This is a genomic window from Longimicrobiales bacterium, assembly GCA_035764935.1.
Lineage (GTDB): Bacteria > Gemmatimonadota > Gemmatimonadetes > Longimicrobiales > RSA9 > DASTYK01.
In genome coordinates this window covers 17481-36196 of sequence record DASTYK010000089.1, presented here as the reverse complement: position 1 = coordinate 36196, position 18716 = coordinate 17481, and the positions used below count along the sequence as shown (strand labels likewise).

At 68.4% G+C, this 18716-nt stretch carries 21 protein-coding genes and 1 pseudogene; all 22 read right to left on the bottom strand.

Translation table 11 applies throughout. The features are described from left to right. Nucleotide 1: 1 nt before the first annotated feature. Nucleotides 2–784 carry a 3-deoxy-manno-octulosonate cytidylyltransferase gene (gene kdsB / locus VFU06_07100; GenBank protein HEU5209161.1) on the bottom strand — a complete coding sequence of 261 codons (783 nt, stop codon included), beginning with the start codon at nucleotides 782–784 and terminating at the stop codon, nucleotides 2–4. A 195-nt stretch (nucleotides 785–979) separates the two neighbouring features. Beyond that, nucleotides 980–2479, bottom strand: a complete 1500-nt coding sequence (locus VFU06_07095) for a hypothetical protein (GenBank protein HEU5209160.1) — start codon at nucleotides 2477–2479, stop codon at nucleotides 980–982. A 5-nt stretch (nucleotides 2480–2484) separates the two neighbouring features. Next, nucleotides 2485–3063, bottom strand: coding sequence for an aminodeoxychorismate/anthranilate synthase component II (locus tag VFU06_07090; GenBank protein HEU5209159.1), 579 nt, complete (start codon nucleotides 3061–3063; stop codon nucleotides 2485–2487). Nucleotide 3064: 1 nt separating this feature from the next. Then, a pseudogene (xerD, locus tag VFU06_07085) lies at nucleotides 3065–3928 on the bottom strand (site-specific tyrosine recombinase XerD). A 17-nt stretch (nucleotides 3929–3945) separates the two neighbouring features. Further along, nucleotides 3946–4506, bottom strand: coding sequence for a DedA family protein (locus tag VFU06_07080; GenBank protein ID HEU5209158.1), 561 nt, complete (start codon nucleotides 4504–4506; stop codon nucleotides 3946–3948). A 73-nt stretch (nucleotides 4507–4579) separates the two neighbouring features. Then, entirely contained in the window at nucleotides 4580–5077 is a 498-nt protein-coding gene (gene ispF / locus VFU06_07075; protein ID HEU5209157.1) for a 2-C-methyl-D-erythritol 2,4-cyclodiphosphate synthase, read from the bottom strand. A 4-nt stretch (nucleotides 5078–5081) separates the two neighbouring features. Continuing rightward, nucleotides 5082–5489 carry a 5-(carboxyamino)imidazole ribonucleotide mutase gene (gene purE, locus VFU06_07070; protein ID HEU5209156.1) on the bottom strand — a complete coding sequence of 136 codons (408 nt, stop codon included), beginning with the start codon at nucleotides 5487–5489 and terminating at the stop codon, nucleotides 5082–5084. Beyond that, nucleotides 5489–6826 carry a cyclic dehypoxanthinyl futalosine synthase gene (gene mqnC / locus VFU06_07065; protein ID HEU5209155.1) on the bottom strand — a complete coding sequence of 446 codons (1338 nt, stop codon included), beginning with the start codon at nucleotides 6824–6826 and terminating at the stop codon, nucleotides 5489–5491. Before mqnC ends, purE begins: the two co-directional genes overlap by 1 nt. Next, nucleotides 6820–7959 (bottom strand): aminofutalosine synthase MqnE, encoded by a 1140-nt coding sequence (gene mqnE / locus VFU06_07060; protein ID HEU5209154.1) that lies wholly within the window; start codon nucleotides 7957–7959, stop codon nucleotides 6820–6822. Before mqnE ends, mqnC begins: the two co-directional genes overlap by 7 nt. 141 nt (nucleotides 7960–8100) lie before the next feature. Next, entirely contained in the window at nucleotides 8101–9366 is a 1266-nt protein-coding gene (gene fabF / locus VFU06_07055; protein ID HEU5209153.1) for a beta-ketoacyl-ACP synthase II, read from the bottom strand. Nucleotides 9367–9385: 19 nt separating this feature from the next. Next, nucleotides 9386–9625 (bottom strand): acyl carrier protein, encoded by a 240-nt coding sequence (locus VFU06_07050; GenBank protein HEU5209152.1) that lies wholly within the window; start codon nucleotides 9623–9625, stop codon nucleotides 9386–9388. Between the two features lie 20 nt (nucleotides 9626–9645). Next, complete coding sequence (gene fabG / locus VFU06_07045; protein ID HEU5209151.1) at nucleotides 9646–10389, bottom strand: 3-oxoacyl-[acyl-carrier-protein] reductase; 744 nt, start codon at nucleotides 10387–10389, stop codon at nucleotides 9646–9648. Further along, nucleotides 10386–11303, bottom strand: a complete 918-nt coding sequence (fabD, locus tag VFU06_07040) for an ACP S-malonyltransferase (GenBank protein HEU5209150.1) — start codon at nucleotides 11301–11303, stop codon at nucleotides 10386–10388. Before fabD ends, fabG begins: the two co-directional genes overlap by 4 nt. Continuing rightward, the gene (locus tag VFU06_07035; protein HEU5209149.1) at nucleotides 11297–12289 is read right to left on the bottom strand and encodes a beta-ketoacyl-ACP synthase III; all 993 of its coding nucleotides are present in this window, start codon (nucleotides 12287–12289) and stop codon (nucleotides 11297–11299) included. The genes fabD and VFU06_07035 overlap by 7 nt, the downstream gene beginning before the upstream one ends. A gap of 30 nt (nucleotides 12290–12319) precedes the next feature. After that, on the bottom strand, nucleotides 12320–13312 hold the full coding sequence (gene plsX, locus VFU06_07030; GenBank protein ID HEU5209148.1) for a phosphate acyltransferase PlsX: 993 nt from the start codon (nucleotides 13310–13312) through the stop codon (nucleotides 12320–12322). Between the two features lie 11 nt (nucleotides 13313–13323). Further along, on the bottom strand, nucleotides 13324–13506 hold the full coding sequence (rpmF, locus tag VFU06_07025) for a 50S ribosomal protein L32 (protein ID HEU5209147.1): 183 nt from the start codon (nucleotides 13504–13506) through the stop codon (nucleotides 13324–13326). Nucleotides 13507–13524: 18 nt separating this feature from the next. Continuing rightward, the gene (locus VFU06_07020; GenBank protein ID HEU5209146.1) at nucleotides 13525–14034 is read right to left on the bottom strand and encodes a DUF177 domain-containing protein; all 510 of its coding nucleotides are present in this window, start codon (nucleotides 14032–14034) and stop codon (nucleotides 13525–13527) included. A gap of 269 nt (nucleotides 14035–14303) precedes the next feature. Then, nucleotides 14304–14732: a nucleoside-diphosphate kinase gene (gene ndk, locus VFU06_07015; GenBank protein HEU5209145.1), complete on the bottom strand. Its 429-nt coding sequence runs from the start codon at nucleotides 14730–14732 to the stop codon at nucleotides 14304–14306. Nucleotides 14733–14737: 5 nt separating this feature from the next. Beyond that, nucleotides 14738–15628 carry a CBS domain-containing protein gene (locus VFU06_07010; protein HEU5209144.1) on the bottom strand — a complete coding sequence of 297 codons (891 nt, stop codon included), beginning with the start codon at nucleotides 15626–15628 and terminating at the stop codon, nucleotides 14738–14740. Nucleotides 15629–15633: 5 nt separating this feature from the next. Then, a complete protein-coding gene (gene sucD / locus VFU06_07005; protein HEU5209143.1) occupies nucleotides 15634–16515 on the bottom strand; it encodes a succinate--CoA ligase subunit alpha in 882 nt (293 codons plus the stop codon). Between the two features lies 1 nt (nucleotide 16516). Beyond that, complete coding sequence (gene sucC, locus VFU06_07000; protein HEU5209142.1) at nucleotides 16517–17656, bottom strand: ADP-forming succinate--CoA ligase subunit beta; 1140 nt, start codon at nucleotides 17654–17656, stop codon at nucleotides 16517–16519. Nucleotides 17657–17741: 85 nt separating this feature from the next. Next, nucleotides 17742–18698 (bottom strand): carbamate kinase, encoded by a 957-nt coding sequence (locus tag VFU06_06995; GenBank protein ID HEU5209141.1) that lies wholly within the window; start codon nucleotides 18696–18698, stop codon nucleotides 17742–17744. Nucleotides 18699–18716 lie beyond the last annotated feature (18 nt).

The following is an 18716-nucleotide window of genomic DNA, read 5'->3' as shown; positions in this document are numbered from 1 at the left end:
GTCAGCGCACGGTTGGTGTTTCCGGTTCCATCCTGAGCAGGCGCTCTTCAGCAACCCGCGCGTCTTCCGGCGTGTCCACGCCGCCCTCCGCTCCATCGACGACGGCAACTCCGATCGCAATGCCCGCTTCCAGCGGACGAAGCTGCTCCAGTCGCTCCAGCTCCTCCAGCCCACTCGGCTCCAGGTCGACCCAGCGGCGCAGTGCATCAGGCGAGTATGCGTACAACCCGATGTGGCGAAGAAAGCGCGCCGAGGCAAGCTCGTCGTCGGTCGGCTCGCGCCCTCGGACATGCGGAACCGCGGACCTGGAAAAATAAAGTGCGGCGCCGTCCGGGCGCCGCACGACCTTCACGACTGCCGAGTCCCTGTACGCGCGCGTCTCGCGCAACGGTGCTGCGACCGTCCCCACCGGCCAGCCCGCATCGACCAGCGCGACCGCAGCCGCCACGTGGGACGCTGCCACGAACGGCTCGTCCCCCTGCACATTCACGACGACGCGAACATCCGTGTATTCGGGCCGCGCCGCAACTTCGGCCACACGGTCGGTACCGGAGGGATGCGACGCCGCCGTCAGGACGACGTCCGCGCCCACCGTTCGACACGCCGCAGCCACTTCCTCCGAGTCCGTCGCGACCACGCAGGCGTCCAGCACGTCCATCGCGGAGACACGGCGCCACACCCACTCGATCAGCGGGCGCCCGGCCAGCAGGTGCAGCGGCTTTCGCGGCAGCCGCTCCGAGCCCAGCCTGGCCGGAATGACGCCGAGCACACGTCCTCCGCTCACGTCGTTCCGGACCTCCCGGTGTCCACAAAAAAAGGGGCGGCGCGTACGCAAGATCCGCGCCGTACAGACCAACTCCGAATGTAACCGGCGGGGCGGACGGTGTCAAAAGGCGCTGCATCATCCCGGCAGGCTGGGCAGCCCGCACCCTCGAAAGGATGGCGCTGCCCCGCTGCCGGTCCGCTCAGGCGGTGCCGCTCAGCGGGTCCACGGCAGCGACCGGCGCGGGAAGGAAACGCCCACGTTCAGCTTGGGGTCGTCGATCTCCTCGGGGTCGAAGAGGGCGCGGGCGTAGAAGAAGGGCCAGCGGAGCTCGGCCCCGAAGTTGTGTCGGACGGCACGCGACTGCTCGTAGGTCCATGCAGTGCCCGACGCGTGCAGCAGGTTGAAGCTGGGAACGCCCACGTAGGGGATGCGCAGGTATTCGGGCAGCGGGATCATGTAGCGGATCTCGGCAAACACGACGCGGTCGCCCTGGAACTCGCCGATGTCGAACGTGGGCAGCGTTCCGGATCCGCCGACCATGCTCCAGCGCTGCCGCGGCAGCGAGTCGGTGCCGGGAAGCGGAGCGCGCCAGTGGACCTGCAGCGAGATCGTGTGATCTGCCAGTGCGGGCACGGCTGCGGCGCCATTGATCACGAAGCGGTTGAAGCTGCGCTCGCCGTCAAACGCGTCGATGGCGAACTCTGCTTCCGCCTCGAGCTCTGCATCGAGTCGTGGCTGCTCCCAGGACATGAGGCCGCCCGCGACGATGCTGGTGATCCGGATCTCCGGCACCGCGGGATTCGGACGGATCGAGTCGGGCTCGCGGATCATCCACGGGTCACCGGCCTCGAGTGAGGTTGCGTCCTCGACCTGGAGCCGGACGAACGCGTCCGTATCGCGGTGCGGCCGCTCCTCGAGCACGCGCCTGAGCTCGACCCAGCCGCGATCGCTCTGGTAGTAGTTGCGGTGATCGTCGCCGTCCCAGAGCACGGAAATGCTGTTCGTCAGGTCACCGCGGATCCACCGGTCCTCGGTGGCGGTGGTGCGCTCCGCACCGACGGCGAGAGTAGTGCGCCCCCTGGTCGCGCTCGCTTCGCCGCCACCGGTGAACTCGCCTCGCTCGAAGCGGTACTCGACCCGGCCGCGCAGCATCGGTTCGATGGAGCCGATCGGCGGCGTGAGGAACCCGGCGCCCATGCCGAGCGTGAGGCCATCGACGCGATCGTACGTGGGGAGTCGCACGCCGCGGAACCCGTCCAGCACGAGCATGGAGCGCTGACGCGTGCCGACGATGCGGAGCGAGCCGTCTTCGCGGCGCTCGACCTCGTAGGGCGCGAACGGCTCGTCCTGCACGCCCGCCACGCGCGCCTGCTCGCTCGGGAAGTACCCGCCGCCCAGGTTATACACGGTGCCGGTTACGACGGCGGTCGGCCGCAGAAAGACGTTGCCGTCAACAATCCATACGTCGCCGTCGATCGTGCCGTTGACGCGCAGCGTTGCACCGGCAACGAGCACGGTGCCGCGCACGGTCTCGCCGTTCTCGATCAGGCGGTTGGCGGACACCAGCGTGTAGCTCCCGGCCAGGACGCTGTCGAGCTGCTGATCGTAGCCGTGGAGCCCGCGGCCCGTGCGCTCGACCTGCTGCGCGGCCGCCTGCGACGCCGCGGTCGCGAGCACGCCGAGCAGCACGACCGCGGTGGCGCGGGCGCGCATGCGGGTCAGGAAAGCGTCAGAAAGTTTCGCAGCAGCGCGTGCCCCGACTCGCTCGCGATCGATTCCGGGTGGAACTGCACGCCCCACACCGGATGCCTGCGGTGCCTCACCGCCTGGATCTCGTCTTCCCATCCATCCTCATCCGTGACCGCAATGACCTCCAGGTCCGCCGGCACAGTGTGCGGCGCGATACCCAGGGAATGGTAGCGCGTCACCCGCAGTGGTGACGGAAGTCCCTCGAAGATGCCCGTACCGGAATGCCGGATTGCCGACACCTTTCCGTGCATGGTTCGACGGTTCCTTACAACTTCCGCACCGTAAGCGGCACCGATCGCCTGGTGCCCCAGGCAGACCCCCAGGATCGGGGTGCTGCTGCCGAGCCTCCGGACCACGTCCACGCTGACGCCCGCCTCGGCCGGGGTGCAGGGGCCGGGCGAGATCACGATCCGTTCCGGCGCGAGTGCCTCGATCTCGTCCACGCTCAGCGCATCATTGCGCCGGACCACCGGCTCGACCCCCAGCTCGCCCAGGTACTGGACCAGGTTGAAGGTGAAGGAGTCGTAGTTGTCTATGACCAGCAGCATCTCAGGCCCGTGGGTGAAATTCGCGGTGAACCTGTCGCAGGTACTCCCTCTCGACGTGCGTGTACACCTGCGTGGTCGCGATGTCGGCGTGGCCGAGCATTTCCTGCACGGCGGCAAGGTCGGCGCCCCCCTCCAGCAGGTGGGTCGCGAACGAGTGCCGCAGCGTGTGCGGTGTGACCCGCTTGCGGATGTTGGCGCGCCTGACGTGCTTGCGCAGGATCTTCCATACGCCCATGCGCGAAAGCGGCTGCCCGCGCGCATTGAGGAAGATTACGCCCTGCGTGTCGCCGCGCGCGAGGCGCGGCCGGATCTCGCGCAGGTAGACGTCCAGTGCGCGCAGCGCGGCCCGGCCGACCGGCACGAGCCGCTCTTTCGAGCCCTTGCCGAACACGACGGCCAGGCCGTCCTCGAACAGGACGTCGCGCACCTTGATGGTGGTCAGTTCCCCCACGCGCACACCGGATGCGTACGCAAACTCCAGCATCGCCTTGTCACGCCAGTACAGCTTCTCGGCCGGATCCGGCGATTCCAGCAGCCGTTCGACCTCCTCGCGGGCCAGCGCGCCGGGCAGTCGCCGCCACGTACGCGGCAGCTCGACACGCTCCGTCGGATCCATGAGCGCGAGGCCTTCGCCCACGAGCCAGCCGTAGAACGTGCGCAGGGCGGACAGCGCACGGCGGATCGACGTCGGTTGCAGGCCCCGATCCTTGAGGTGGTAGACGTACTCGCGCAGCTCGGTCGCGCCGACGTCGCCCGGCCGTTGCACGCCGCGCTCCGCGAGCCACGCGAAGCAGCCGCTCAGATCGCGACGGTACGCGTCGATCGTGCGCGGTGAGAGCCCACGCTCCAGCGTGAGATGGTCGAGAAAGGCGTCGATCTCCTTCATCGCGGCTCGTGGCGCCGTGTCCTGATCCACCACCAGGCGATCGCGGCCATGAACACGAGGGCGACCGCCAGCAGCCAGCCACTCGCCTGGTCCATGATCGCCATGATCTGCTCCCAGTTGCGGCCGACCACGCCACCGATGTAGACGAGCGCACCGTACCAGAGCGCGGAGGCCAGCACCAGCGGGATGATCAGCCGCGGGGCGGACACGTCGGTCACACCCGCGAAGATCGGCACGACCGCCCGCAGCGCGGGCAGGAACCTGCTGACGAAGATCGCGGGGGTGCCCCATCGCCGGTAGAACGTCCCGACGTGCTCGAGCTGCCGCTCGTTCAGCAGCCAGCGACCGACGCGTCCGCCGAAAAAGCGCGTGCCGTGGCGGCGGGCCAGCCAGTAGGTGAACGTGGCCGACGCGACGTTGGGGACGAGCGTGCACGCGAACACCAGCCACAGGTCGGCATGCCCCGCGGCGGCCAGGAAGGCGCCCAGCAGGACGAACGTGTCGGCCGGGATCGGCGGTACGATGTTCTCGATCGCCGCGCCCGCTCCGATCGCCACGTAGAGCAGTACGGGCGGCAGCCCGGCGAGCGTGTTGATGATGCCTTCGATGGGGCCCTCCGGGGGCGTCGACTCAGGCCGCGAAGGGCGGGATCTCGGGGACCGTGTCGATCAGCGCAACGGCCATGGCAGCGATGCCTTCGTTGCGGCCGATCCAGCCCATGCCCTCGTTCGTCTTGCCCTTCACCGAGACGTGAGCGGGCGAGATCCCGAGCGCACCCGCGAGGCGCTCGCGCATCCCCATGGCATGTGGACCGATGCGCGGGCCGTCGCAGATCACGGTGACGTCCACGTTGACGACCTGGTAGTTGACTTCCTCGAGCAGATCGCGTGCGGCGGCGAGCAGCCCGATGGAGTCGGCATCCTTCCAGCGCTCGTCGCTCGGCGGGAAGTGGGTGCCGATGTCGCCCAGCGCCGCTGCACCGAGCAGCGCGTCGGTCACGGCGTGCGCGACCGCATCCGCGTCCGAGTGACCGTCCAGCCCCTGTTCCCATTCGATGCGAACACCGCCGAGCACGAGAGCGCGCCCGGCGGCGTAGCGGTGGGAATCGTAGCCGATGCCGACGCGCATGGCGTCAGTCGAGCTGCCCTGCGAGTCTCAGAATGCGCAGCGCGAGGTGGGCCGCATTCTTGGCGTTGTCGATACCGACGCACGCGACGGGCACGCCGGGGGGCATCTGCGCAACCGACAGCAGCGCGTCCAGCCCGCCCAGCGCGGCGTTCAGCGGCACCCCGATGACCGGCAGCTTCGTGTGCGCGGCAACCACGCCCGGCAGCGCGGCCGAAAGCCCTGCCCCGCAGATGACGACGCTGAAGCCCTTGTCCTGGGCGGTGCTCGCGATCGCCGCCGTCTGCTCCGGGTCGCGATGCGCGCTGGAAACGACGACCTCCGTCTGGACACCGGCCTCCTCGAGGATCGGCACCGCCTTGTCCATCCGCTCGCGGTCGGACTGCGAGCCCATCATGATCAGAACCTTTGCCATCAACCCTCCACCGCCACGGTCGCGCGCTGCGCGCAGCACGGGCACCCCGTGTCGCCCTGGTTTGCGAGTGTGTAATCCTGGTAGCGTCGACGCGGCGTGAAGCCCGCGTCCTCGATCAGCCGCACGATCTCCGTTTCCGGCATGATGAAGTCGATGCCGGTCGCGCTCACCACGTTCTCCTCGATCATGAGTGAGCCGAAATCGTTTGCGCCGAAGCGCAGCGCGACCTGCGCCATCTTCGGCCCCTGCGTCACGTACGAGACCTGCACGTTGTCGAAGTTGTCCAGCACGAGCCGGCCCAGTGCGGTCGTTACGAGGTAGTCCATCCCGGTGCCGAGCTCGAGATCCCAGCTCTCCATCTCCGTGTGTGACGGCTGGAACGACCACGTGATGAACGCGGTGAACCGACCGGCGCCGCGCTTCAGGCTGCGCTCCTGCGCTGCCCGCAGCTTGAGCATGTGCTCCAGCCTGTCCTCCCACGCTTCCCCGACACCGTACATCATCGTGGCCGTGGTCAGCAGTCCGACCTCGTGCGCCGCCTCGTGGATCTCGATCCACCGGCTCGAGTCGATCTTCTTCGGCGCAATGAAATCGCGCACCGCATCGACCAGGATCTCCGCGCCCGCGCCCGGCATCGAGTCGAGCCCGGCCTGCCTGAGCTGCAGCAGCACTTCATCGACGGGCAGCTTCGACACCTTGGAGATCATCTCGATCTCCGATGCACTGAAGCCGTGCACGTGGATCGGATGGTGCTCCTTGATGTAGCGCAGCAGCCCGGTGTACCAGTCGAGCGGCAGGTACGGGTTGTGACCACCCTGCATCAGGATCTGCACACCACCGAGCGCCTTCGTCTCGTCGATCTTGGCGCCGATCTCCTCGTACGAGAGGACGTACGCCTCGTCGTCCTTGGGGCGGCGGTAGAACGCGCAGAACCGGCAGTCGGTCACGCACACGTTCGAGTAGTTGATGTTGCGATCGACGATGTAGCTGACGACGCCTTCGGGGTGCTTCTGCTGCCGGACTGCATCGGCGCGTGCGCCCAGCTCGAGCAGCGACGTCGTCTGCTTCACCTCGAGCCACTCGGCGATCTCGGCGCCGTGCGGCCGCGCGTGCACGGGTGCCGGCACGTAGTCCGGAGCCGGTGCCTGCCGCTGCGAGCCCAGCGAGCCGGCCGCACTCGGCTCGCGCCGGCGCGGCGATACTGTCTGCAGGATCGGGAGGCGCCGCTGCTCGTCCGGAATCACGCGCTCACCGGTCGCAACGACACCGCCACTGTCGACGAGGCGGATGCCCGGACGCCGCTGTTCGGCGTCGCCCGACCCGTTCGGGCTCACCATTCCCGCACCTCCTCGTACTGCACGTTGCGCTCGACCGGCCGCCTGCCCGCATCGCGGATCAGCCGCACGATCTCGGCGAACGTCATGCCCTCAGGGGTGTGTGCACCGGCGTCATGATAGATCCGCTCGCGCCGCACCGTGCCCTCGAGATCGTCGACCCCGAAGTGCAGCGCGATCTGGCTGACCTTCGCCGTGTTCATGATCCAGTGCGTCTTGATGTGGCGGAAGTTGTCCAGGAACAGCCGCCCGATTGCGAGGTTCTTCAGGTCGTCGAAACCGGTCGTCGCCGTGCCGGTGCGGCCGAGCTGCTCGCCCAGCTCATTGTTGTCCGGGTGGTACGCCAGCGGGATGTACGCCAGGAACCCGCCCGTCTCGTCCTGCAGCTCGCGCAGCATGGCCAGGTGGTCGACACGGTCCTCGTACGTCTCGACGTGACCGTAGAGCATGGTCGCGTTGCTGCGCACGCCCATGCGATGCGCACGACGGTGCACGTCGATCCACTCCTCCGCCGCGAGCTTGCGCTCGGCGATCGTCGCACGCACGCCCTTGGCGAACACTTCGGCACCGCCGCCCGGCAGCGTGTCGAGTCCGGCGTCGACCAGCCGCTGCAGCACGTCCTCGACCGTGGTCTTCTCGATGCGTGCGAGGTGCGCGATCTCGACAGCCGTGAGCGCCTTGATCTCGACACCCGGATGACGCTCCTTCAACCCGCGAATCAGCTCCTCGTAGTACGAGACCCGCAGCTTCGGGTGCAGCCCACCGACGATGTGGAACTCGCGCACCGGTGTGTCACGCGCGAGCGACGCCTCGTGGAAGGCCTCCTCCAGCTCCATCGTGTACGCGCCATCTTCCTTCGGGCGGCGCGCAAAGGAGCAGAAGGTGCACGTCGCGCGCAGGATGCAGACGTTGGTCGGATTCAGGTGCTGGTTCGCGCACAGGAAGACGCGATCGCCGTTCTTGCGGCGGTTCACCCAGTCCGCCATTGCGCCGATGGCGAGCAGGTCGCGCGATTCGAAGAGTGCCACGCCGTCTTCCCTGGTCAGCCGCACCCCCTCGAGCACCTTTTCGGCGATCGGGGCCAGCGACGGGTCCGACGGGGCTATGTGCAGCTCGGCAGCGAGTGCCGGTGTCATCAGCAAATCCGGCTCAGGGAACAGGTTCTCCACCGGGTAGAATAGGCGCGGGAATGACCCGCTGCAAGCGAAAACCCCGCGCCATACGACGATGGCGCGGGGTCTCTCGGGGTGCCCCGGGTCGGCATCCCTGCGGGTCGGTTACGCCTCCCGGTACTTGCGCAGCGCCAGGCAGACGTTGTGTCCGCCAAAGCCGAACGAGTTGGAGATCGCGACGTTGACCTCGCGCTCCACGCGCGTGTTGTGCGCGTAGTTCAGGTCGCACGCCGGATCCGGCGTCGAGAAGTTGATGGTCGGCGGGATGATGTCCTCGCGGCAGACCAGTGTGCAGATGACCGTCTCGACTGCACCTGCCGCACCGAGCAGGTGGCCGGTCATCGACTTGGTCGAGCCCATGACCAGCCGGTACGCGGCTTCGCCGAACACCGCCTTCACGGCGGCCGTCTCGTTCATGTCGTTGGCGGGCGTCGACGTGCCGTGTGCGTTCACGTAGTCGACGTCGTTGGTACCCAGTCCCGCGTCGCGGAGCGCATTGCGGATCGCAATCTGGGCGCCCGCCCCTTCGGGTGCGGGGGCCGTCAGGTGATACGCGTCCGCGCTCTGGCCGTAGCCCACGATCTCGCCGAGGATCTCCGCGCCCCGTTGCTGCGCGTGCTCCAGCGTCTCCAGCACCAGGACACCGGAGCCCTCGCCCAGCACGAACCCGTCGCGCGTCGCGTCGAACGGCCGGCTGGCGGTTTCCGGAGACTCGTTGCGCGTCGAGAGCGCCTTCATGTTGCCGAAGCCGGCGATCGTCATGGGGGTGACGGTCGCTTCCGTACCGCCGGCCACCATGATGTCGGCCTCGTCGTTCTGCAGGAGTCGCACTGCCTCACCGATGGCGTGCGCACTCGATGCGCACGCGCTGACGGTGCAGTAGTTCGGCCCGCGCAGCCCCCAGCGCATCGATACGTGACCCGCCGCGATGTCGGGGATGAACATGGGGATGAAGAACGGGCTGATGCGTTTCGGCCCCTTCTCCACCATCACACGTGCCTGGTCCTCGAACGTGGCGATGCCGCCGATGCCGCTGCCGATCAGAACACCGGTGCGGTCCCGTTCGAAGTTCGCATCCGGGCCGTCCAGGCCCGCCCGCTCCATTGCCTGCTGTGCGGCGGCCAGCGCAAGCTGCGTGAAACGATCCGTGCGCCGCGCCTCCTTCCGGTCCATGTACTGGTCCGGCTGGAAACCCTTCACCTCGCACGCGAAGCGGCAGTCGTAATCCTCTGTCGCCTCGAAATGCGTGATGGGCCCGGCACCGCTGCGTCCGGCCAGGAGCGCGTCCCAGGTGGTCCTGACGTCGTTGCCGAGCGGGGTGACGAGGCCGATGCCCGTCACCACCACCCGGCGGCGTCCATTCGCTGCCATGATGTCTCGAGCAGCAGGGCTACTCGACGCCCTTCTCCTGCAGGTACTTCACGGCGTCGCCGACCTTCTGCAGCTTTTCGGCGTCCTCGTCCGGAATCTCGATCCCGAACTCCTCTTCGAACGCCATCACGAGCTCAACGGTATCCAGCGAGTCGGCGCCGAGATCCTCTACGAACGACGCATCGAGCGTGACCTTCTCCGGCTCCACGCCCAGCTCGTTGATGATGATCTCCTTCACCTTCGCTTCGGTATCCGCCATGATGTCCTCGCTGTGAGTTGTTAAATCACCATGCCGCCATCGACGACGATGGTCTGGCCGGTAATGTAGCCCGCCCCCGGTCCGGCAAGAAAGCGCACGACGCTCGCCACGTCGTCACCGGTGCCGAGGCGCCCGAGCGCAATCTGCTCCTGCAATGACGCGCGCGTCGCCTCGGGCAGCGCCGCCGTCATGTCCGACTCGATGAATCCGGGCGCCACCGCGTTGCACAGAATGCCCCGCGAGGCCAGCTCCCGCGCCACCGTCTTCGTCAGCCCGATCAGGCCGGCCTTGGAGGCCGCATAGTTGGCCTGCCCCGGATTGCCCATCAATCCGACCACGCTCGTGATGTTGATGATACGCCCGCTCCTGCGGCGCATCATGCCGCGCGCGGCGGCGCGGATCAGATTGAACGGGCCCTTCAGATTGGTCTCGAGCACACGGTCCCAGGCCTCGTCGCTGAGGCGCATGAGCAGGTTGTCCTCCGTGATGCCCGCATTGTTCACGAGGATGTCGAGGCCGCCAAGGTCCTCCTCGACCTGCTTCACGAGTGCGGCCGCCGCCGCCGGATCAGCGACGTTGCAGGCATAACCGCGATGGCCCACGCCGGCAAGCGAGTCCGCGGCCTCCTCCGCGCGCTCCGCCGTGCGGCCGACGACCGCGACGCGGGCGCCTGCCCTGGCCAGATGCTCGGCGATCGTGCGGCCGATGCCGCGCGTGGCGCCCGTGACGAGCGCGACGTTCCCCTCCAGCTCGCGTGCGCTCATGTCAGCGCCTCCAGCTCGGCTGCGGTGCCGATCGTCCGCGTGGGCACACCCTTCTCGATGCGCCGGACCAGCCCGCTGAGCACCGACCCCGGGCCGACCTCCACGAAGCTGGTCACCCCCTGGGCAACCATGGTGCGGACGCTCTCCGTCCAGCGCACGGGCGAGGTGAGCTGCTCGACGAGCAACCGGCGTGCGTCGGCAGCGTTCGTAACCGGCTCCGCCGTGACGTTGGATACCACCGGAAATGCCGGAGCGCCGATCTCGACGGAGTCGAGCTGCGCACGCAGCCCGTCCTCGGCGACGCGCATCAGCGGCGAGTGGAATGCGCCGGATACGTTCAGGCGGAGCGCGCGCTTTGCACCCGCGTCCTTCGCGAGGACCATGGCGCGCTCGACAGCCGCGACGTCACCCGAGATCACGATCTGGCCGGGCGAGTTGTAGTTGGCCGGTACGCACTCGCCGTCCGCGCCGCTCGCCTCGCGGCAGACGCGCTCTGCTTCGGCGTCGTCGAGTCCCAGCAGCGCGGCCATCGTCCCGGGCCGCGCCTGCCCGCCCTCGTACATGAGCTCGCCGCGCCGGCGCACGGTGCGAACGCCGTCCGCAAAGGAAACCGCGCCCGCGGTCACCCAGGCGCTGAACTCGCCCAGCGAGTGGCCGGCAGCGAGTGCTACGTCGCCGATCGAATCGACCGCTGCACGGTATGCCGCAACGGAGTGCACCAGGATCGCGGGCTGCGCATTGCTGGTCGCCGTCAGCTCCTCTTCCGGCCCCTCCCAGCAGAGCTGCGAAAGCGCGAAGCCGAGCACCTCGTCCGCTTCCTCGAACGTGCGGCGTGCAGCGTCGCTCGACGCCGCCAGGTCGCGGCCCATGCCGACGAACTGCGAGCCCTGTCCCGGGAACAGCAGCCCTACCACCGGATCACCCCCGAACCCCATGTGAAGCCAGCGCCGAACGCGACCATCAGCACGTTGTCGCCCGGCTTGATGCGCCCCTGCTCGACGGCCTCGTCCAGCGCGACGGGCACGGTCGCGGAGCTCATGTTGCCGTAGCGGTCCACGTTCACGAAGACCTTCTCCATCGGCACGTCCGCATAGCGCGCCGTCGCCTCGATGATCCGGATGTTCGCCTGGTGCGGGATCAGCAGGTCGATGTCGTCGCCGGTCAGCCCTGCGCGCAGCAGCGCCTGGTCCGCCGCCTCCGCCATGGAGCGGACCGCGGCCTTGAAGACTTCGCGCCCCGCCATCTTCACCAGGTGCGACTTCTCGTCCAGCACCGCGATGTCCATCGGCACCTTCACACCGCCCGCGGGCCGCCAGAGCAGCTCGGCCAGCGTGCCGTCGGAGCGCATGAAGCTGGAAAGCACGCCGCGGCCGTTCTGCGCCCTGCGCACGATGGCCGCACCTGCGCCGTCACCGAAGAGCACGCACGTCGAGCGGTCGCCCCAGTCGACGATGCCGCTCATCTTCTCGGTGGACACCACGAGCGCGATCTCGCCACGACCGGCCGCGATGTAGCCCTCTGCGACGGTAAGCGCGTAGAGAAATCCGGAGCACGCGGCGCTCACGTCGAACGCGGCCGCATTGGTCGCGCCGAGCAGCGCCTGCATGTCGCACGCGGTGGACGGAAGCAGCCGGTCCGGCGTCGCCGTCGAGAGCACGATCAGGTCGACCTCGCCCGGATGCACGCCCGCGCGCTCCATCGCGATGCGCGACGCATTGGCCCCCATCTCCGCGGCCCCCATGTCGTCGCCTGCGATCCGGCGCTCACTGATGCCGGTGCGTTCGCGGATCCACTCGTCCGTCGTTTCCACCATCTTCTCGAGGTCCGCGTTCGTCAGAACGCGCTCCGGCAGGTAACGGCCGGTCGATACGACCTCGATGATGGGCTTGGGTGACTTCATCCGGTCTTTCCTCTCAGTCCCGCCGCACGCTTACTCATGTGCAGCGCCAGCGTGCGCAGTCACTTCCCGCGCAATGTGTCCCACCATCTTCGTATGCACCGCCTGGCGGGCCACCCGGATCGCATTGGCAATCGCACGCGGCGGCGAGCCACCATGACAGATGATCGAAACGCCGTTCACGCCCAGCAGCGGCGCACCACCGTACTCCGTATAGTCGAAACCGCGCAGCAGCCGGCTCACGTCCATCGCGACCCCGTTCGCCGCGAACTCCCGCTCCAGCAGCCCGGCCATGAACACCATGATCGACTCGTAGAACTTCAGCAGCACGTTGCCCACGAACCCGTCCGCGACGAGCACGTCGCAGACCCCGCGGATCACGTCGCGTCCCTCGACGTTGCCGATGAAGTTCAGGCCGCTCTTCTCGAGCAGGCTGTACGTCTCGACCGCCAGCTCGTCGCCCTTCTCCGGCTCTTCGCCGATGTTCAGCAGGCCGACGCGCGGGCGCGGGCGCTGCCACACGTCCTCGACGTAAATGGCCGCGAGGTGCGCGAACTGCGCCAGGTGATGCGGCTTGGTATCCACGTTTGCGCCCGCGTCGATCAGCAGCAGCGGCTCCCCCGACGTCGGCAGCGGTGTCGCAACCGCCGGCCGGTCGACACCCGGCACCGGGCCCAAAAGAAAAAGGGACGCCGCCATGACCGCGCCGGTCGACCCGGCACTCACGAAGGCGTCCGCCCTGTTCTCCTTCTGCAGCCCCAGCCCCACCGCAATCGAGCTCTTCCGCTTACGGCGTACGGCCGAAGCCGGCGGCTCCCCCGGAGCTACCGTCTCCTCGGCATGCACGATGTGCAGCCTGCCCGCCGGCGCCGGCTCCTGCTCCGCCAGCGACCTGGCGATGCGCGGCTCGTCGCCGACCAGCAGCAGCTCGAAATCCGCCGGCAGCTCGCGCAGGGCCTGCAGGGCACCCGCCACCTCGATGTCCGGGTGGCGATCCGTGCCCATCGCGTCCAGCGCGATGCGCAAGGCGCCCTCCCTCAGATCTCTTCGACCTCGAAGACCTGCTCGCCCTTGTACGTCCCGCACGTCGGGCACACCCGGTGCGGCATCTTCGGATCACCGCACTTCGGGCAGCGCTGCACGGAGGGCATCTCGGCCTTCATCGCGCCGCGACGCTTCCGCCTCCGCTGCTTCGAGACCTTCTTCTTCGGTACCGCCATCGTCCTCGTCCTCTCCGTCTATTCGGAGCCGAGCCGCCGGAGCGCAGCCCAGCGATCGTCCACGTCCGACGCCTCGCATTCGCACGGCGCCTCGTTGCGATCCGTGCCGCACGTCGGGCAGAGCCCTCTGCACTCTTCGCGGCACAAGACATGTGCCGGCGCCGCAAGCACCAGGTGCTCACGCAGCGCCGGTCCGAGATCCAGCGTCCAGCCCGTCTCCGGCAGCGGATACACTTCCTGGTCCTCCGCGGCCGTCTCGTCGACCCCCTCGACGTAGAGGAAGGTGACCTCTTCATCCAGCGTGTGGCGTACCGGCTTCAGGCAGCGCGCACACTCGAGCTCCAGCTCACCCCGCATACGCCCCCGGACCAGCACGTCGGGCCCTGCCTGGTGCGCCTCGAGCCTCACCTGCAGCGGCTCCGCCAGCCGGAGATTCAGATCCGCGAGCGCGGGGTCGTCCGGGTCCAGCTGCCCCTCGATCTCCAGCTTCACCGACCGCTGCAGCCGGCCCAGATCGACTGTCAGCATAGTCGTGTAATTTGCTGGATTTCTCGTGGAGTGTCAATGAGTTGGCGGGTGGAAACGTATGGGCAAGGCTGGGCGTCTGATGCCCTCGGTGCTGAGGCGGGCCGGGGCCCGGGGCCGTGGGCCCGGGGCCGGGGTGGCCCAGAACGTCCAGCCCCCCTGTCCGGCCTCCGCACCGACGGCGCCGTGTCGAGTGCGAGCAGCATGCGCCGCTCACCCGCCGTTCCACCGGGCCCCGGGCCCAGGCCCAGGCCCGGGCCCGCTTCACTACTCTAGGAAGCCCCCAGCACATCCGCCTCCGCAAAGAAGAACCGGGCCTCGCGCGCAGCGTTCTCATCGGAGTCCGAGGCGTGGATCGCGTTCCGCTCCTTGGATTCCGCGTACAGCTTGCGGACGGTGCCGTCGTCGGCCTCGGCGGGGTCGGTCGCGCCGATGGCCTTGCGGAGCGCTGCGACGGCGTCGTCCTTCTCGAGGACGACGGGCATGCAGGGGCCGCTGGTCATGAAGCTGACGAGGGAGCCGTAGAAGGGGCGCTCCTTGTGAACCTCGTAGAATGCCTTTGCCTGCGCCTCGGTCATGCGCATGGTGCGGGCGGCGCGGATGCGGAAGCCCTGCTCCTCGAGGTGGGCGAGGATGCGGCCGGCGAGGTTGCGGCCGAAGGCGTCGGGCTTGATGATCGTGAGCGTGTAGTTGCCTGCCATGGATCCTATCGTCCAAAGAGTTTGCGGATGATGTCACTGCGGGTGAGCAGGCCGCTGAACTTGCCCTCGCTCACCACGGGAAACTGCTCGACGTCCTTGTTGAGCATCATATTGGCGGCTTCGACGAGCCCCATGTCCTCGGAGATGCAGAGGACGGAGCGGGTCATGACGTCGCGGACGCGCAGCGGCTGCTGGGGCTGCGCGGCGTCGTCTTCCTCGTCGCCGGCGCGCGGGATCTGCGGCAGCAGCGCGCGCATCACGTCCCATTCGCTGACGATTCCAACTACCTCGCGCTGCTCGTTGACCACGGGCAGTGCGCGCACGCGCTTGCGGACCATGACGTCGACGGCCTCGCGCACCGACTGGTCGACGCTGACGTGGTCGGCGCTGTGGATCATGAGGTCACGCACGGTCAGGCGCGGCTCGATGCGGAGGGACGAGATCTCCGCGAGGTCGAGAACCTCGTCGGCGGATGTGGCGTGCACGATGCGCTCGGTGAGCGCGTCGTCGTGGAAGAGGCGGGCGAGTGCGGCGATCGTCTGCAGGTACAGTGTGGCCGCGGTCGCGGGTGCGAGGATCAGGACGACGATGCGCACGCCCCGCGTGGGTCCCCCGTCGACGACCAGTGGCTGCTCGGTCACGCCGAACGCGACCGCAAGCCGGTCCACGGCCTCTGTGCGGTAGTGCGGCAGCAGCGCGCGCGACCCGATCTGCACGATGTCGCGCGCGCGGTGTGCCTCCATCGCACGGCGCAGTGCCGCGGGTTCGCGCACGGCGCCGGTCTGCTCGAGCCGGGCTGCGAGCTGATCGAGTGCCTCGCGCAGCGTCGTCGCGCGCAGCGGCACGACAATGTGCTCGCGCGGGAGCACCTCGGTGAGCAGCGTGCCGGCAGGCATGGGCCTCAGAGCACGCCCTGGATGAGACCGACGACGTCGCTCGGCTTCTTCGCGACGCCGATGCCGTTGCGCTCGAACGTCTCGATCTTCTCCGCGGCCGTTCCCTCGCTGCCGCTGATGATCGCGCCGGCGTGTCCCATGCGACGTCCGGGCGGCGCCGTCTGCCCGGCGATGAAGCCGATGACCGGCTTGCTCATCTTCGAGCTGACGAACTCCGCGGCCTGCTGCTCATCAGTGCCGCCGATCTCGCCGATCATGACGACGGCCCTGGTTTCCGGATCGTTCTCGAACGCCTCGAGGCAGTCGATGAAGTTGGTGCCGTTGATCGGGTCGCCGCCGATGCCGACGCAGGTGCTCTGCCCGATGCCGGCGTTGGTGAGCTGGTAGACGACCTCGTAGGTCAGCGTGCCGGAGCGCGACACGACGCCGACCGGGCCGGGTGTAGCGATCTGGCCGGGCAGGATGCCGACCTTGGACTTGCCAGGCGAAAGCAGCCCGGGGCAGTTCGGTCCGAGCAGCCGCACGCCCGCGTCCTGCACGTACGCGTAGACACGCGTCATGTCGAGCACCGGGACGCCCTCGGTGATCGCGACGACGAACGGCACGCCAGCGCCGGCGGCTTCCATGATCGCGTCCGCGGCGAACGCCGGCGGCACGTAGATCACGCTGGCGTTCGCGCCCGTCTCGGCGACCGCCTGCTCCATCGTGTCGAAGATCGGGCAGGACCTGCCGGCCGGTCCCTCGAATGTCTGGCCGCCCTTGCCGGGCGTCACGCCGCCCACGACCTGCGTGCCGTACTCCATCATCTGCCGTGCGTGGAACGAGCCGTCGCGGCCCGTGATGCCCTGCACCAGCAGCCTGGTGTTCTGGTCGATGAAAATTGACATGTTACTTCCCCGCCCCCGCGAGCTCGACCGCCTTCTGCACGACCTCGTCCATCGACGTCGTCGCGCTGAACCCGGCGTTCTTCAGGATCTCCAGTGCTTCCTTCTCGTTGGTACCGGTCAGCCGGATGACGATCGGCACGTCGATCTTGATGCGCTGTGTGGCCGTGACGATGCCGTTGGCGACGTCGTCGCAGCGGGTGATGCCGCCGAAGATGTTGAAGCAGATCACCTTCACGTTCGGATCGGCGGTGATGATGCGCAGCGCGTTGACGACCTTCTCGGGATTCGAGCTGCCGCCGATGTCGAGGAAGTTCGCGGGCTCGCCGCCGTAGAACTTGATCAGGTCCATCGTCGCCATGGCGAGGCCGGCGCCGTTCACGCACGCGCCGATGTTGCCGTCCAGCTTGATGAAGGTCAGGCCCGCCTCGCGCGCCTGGATCTCCGCTTCCGGCTCGCCGGCCGTATCGCGCAGCGCCTCGATCTTCGGGCGGCGGAACAGCTCGTTGTCGTCGATGTTGAACTTGGCATCGAGTGCCTTCACCTCACCGTCCGGTGTGGTGACCAGCGGATTGATCTCGGCCAGCGATGCACCGCTCGAAAGGAACGCGGCGTAGAGCTGCTGCAGGATCTTCGCGCACGCACGCTGCTGCTTCAGGTCGTCGTACAGCGTGACGGCGAGGGCGTAGGCCTGGAACGGCAGCAGGCCGTAGCGCGGATCGACCGCGAGCTTGCGGATCGCGTCGGGATTGGTGGCAGCGACTTCCTCGATGTCGACGCCGCCCTCCCGGCTGACCATCACGACGACACGCTTGCTCGCGCGGTCGAGGATCATGCCGACGTAGGCCTCGCTCGCGATGTCTTCGGCCGGTGCAACCAGGACCTTCTCGACGGGCAGGTCCTTGATGCGCATGCCGATGATCTTCCCGGCGACGTCCTTGGCCTCGGCCGGCGACTTCGCGAGCTTGACGCCGCCCGCCTTGCCGCGGCCGCCCGCGTGCACCTGCGCCTTGACGACGACGGTCGAGCCGAACTGCTGTGCAGCGCGCTCGACCTCCTCGGGCGTGCTCGCAACCGTGCCTCCCGGAACGGGCACGCCGTGCGCCGTCAGGATCTCGCGCGCCTGGTACTCATGAATGTTCATTGCATTCCGTAACGTTCATGGCTTCGCTCGTGCGAAGCCGGCGGAAACAAACGCGGCCGGGGCACCGTGCGCGCACCCGGCCACCTCACTCGGGGACGATGGTCGTTCCCGTCCTGCCTTCCACGGCCTCGAGCCCACGCTCCAGCCGTGCGATGATGGCGCGGCGTCCTCCGCCGCGCACGAAGTCGATTGCGGCTTCGACTTTCGGTCCCATGCTGCCCGTCCCGAACTCGCCGGCCTCGAGCAGTGCGGCCGCCTCGCCCGCGGGCACCTGCGCGAGCAGCTGCTGCGCGGGTGTGCCGTACCCGCGATAGGCGCCGTCGACATTGGTCAGGATGAGCAGCACCTCGGCACGGACATCACGCGCCAGGATACAGGCGGCGCGATCCTTGTCGACGACCGCATCGACGCCCTCGAGGCCGAGCCGGTCATCCTGGTAGACCGGTGTTCCGCCGCCGCCGCATGCGATGACGATCGTACCGCCCTCGAGCAGTCGCTCGATCTGATCGCTTTCGACGACCGTATGGGGCCGCGGTGATGCCACGATGCGCCGCCAGCCGCCGTCCGCGGGGCCGATGTCCCAGCCGAGCGTCGTGGCCAGCTCTTCGGCCTGCTCGCGCGGCATCGTGTGGCCGATCGGCTTGCGCGGCGTGAGGTCGGCCGCATCGACCAGCACCTGCGTGATCACCGAGACCACGGGACGCCGGACGCCGGCGCGGTCCAGCGCGTTGCGCAGCGACTGCTGGATCATGTAGCCGATCCAGCCGGCCGTGGAGGCGACGAGCACGCCGAGCGGCAGGGGCGGCCGGCGCGAGCGCGCCAGCTCATTGCGCAGCAGCTCGTCGCCGATCTGTGGCCCGTTGCCGTGCACGACCACGATCCGCCAGCCGGCCTGTGCCAGTGCGACGACCGCGCCCAGCGACTCCCGCGTGTGCGCGAACTGCTCGTGGATGTCACCGTGTCCGCCCGGCGGCTGCAGCGCATTGCCTCCGAGCGCTACGACGATCGTGCGCGTACCACCGCTCTCGAGCGGGGAAATCATACCATTGGCTCCGGGGGG

What these genes read in the sequence shown, in the direction of transcription:
- VFU06_07095 (HEU5209160.1), bottom strand. Translation starts at nt 2,479, where the DNA reads ATGCGCGCCCGCGCCACCGCGGTCGTGCTGCTCGGCGTGCTCGCGACC.
- VFU06_07090 (HEU5209159.1), bottom strand. Translation starts at nt 3,063, where the DNA reads ATGCTGCTGGTCATAGACAACTACGACTCCTTCACCTTCAACCTGGTC.
- ispF (HEU5209157.1), bottom strand. Translation starts at nt 5,077, where the DNA reads ATGCGCGTCGGCATCGGCTACGATTCCCACCGCTACGCCGCCGGGCGC.
- purE (HEU5209156.1), bottom strand. Translation starts at nt 5,489, where the DNA reads ATGGCAAAGGTTCTGATCATGATGGGCTCGCAGTCCGACCGCGAGCGG.
- mqnC (HEU5209155.1), bottom strand. Translation starts at nt 6,826, where the DNA reads ATGGTGAGCCCGAACGGGTCGGGCGACGCCGAACAGCGGCGTCCGGGC.
- mqnE (HEU5209154.1), bottom strand. Translation starts at nt 7,959, where the DNA reads ATGACACCGGCACTCGCTGCCGAGCTGCACATAGCCCCGTCGGACCCG.
- fabF (HEU5209153.1), bottom strand. Translation starts at nt 9,366, where the DNA reads ATGGCAGCGAATGGACGCCGCCGGGTGGTGGTGACGGGCATCGGCCTC.
- VFU06_07050 (HEU5209152.1), bottom strand. Translation starts at nt 9,625, where the DNA reads ATGGCGGATACCGAAGCGAAGGTGAAGGAGATCATCATCAACGAGCTG.
- fabG (HEU5209151.1), bottom strand. Translation starts at nt 10,389, where the DNA reads ATGAGCGCACGCGAGCTGGAGGGGAACGTCGCGCTCGTCACGGGCGCC.
- VFU06_07035 (HEU5209149.1), bottom strand. Translation starts at nt 12,289, where the DNA reads ATGAAGTCACCCAAGCCCATCATCGAGGTCGTATCGACCGGCCGTTAC.
- rpmF (HEU5209147.1), bottom strand. Translation starts at nt 13,506, where the DNA reads ATGGCGGTACCGAAGAAGAAGGTCTCGAAGCAGCGGAGGCGGAAGCGT.
- VFU06_07020 (HEU5209146.1), bottom strand. Translation starts at nt 14,034, where the DNA reads ATGCTGACAGTCGATCTGGGCCGGCTGCAGCGGTCGGTGAAGCTGGAG.
- ndk (HEU5209145.1), bottom strand. Translation starts at nt 14,732, where the DNA reads ATGGCAGGCAACTACACGCTCACGATCATCAAGCCCGACGCCTTCGGC.
- VFU06_07010 (HEU5209144.1), bottom strand. Translation starts at nt 15,628, where the DNA reads ATGCCTGCCGGCACGCTGCTCACCGAGGTGCTCCCGCGCGAGCACATT.
- sucD (HEU5209143.1), bottom strand. Translation starts at nt 16,515, where the DNA reads ATGTCAATTTTCATCGACCAGAACACCAGGCTGCTGGTGCAGGGCATC.
- sucC (HEU5209142.1), bottom strand. Translation starts at nt 17,656, where the DNA reads ATGAACATTCATGAGTACCAGGCGCGCGAGATCCTGACGGCGCACGGC.
- VFU06_06995 (HEU5209141.1), bottom strand. Translation starts at nt 18,698, where the DNA reads ATGATTTCCCCGCTCGAGAGCGGTGGTACGCGCACGATCGTCGTAGCG.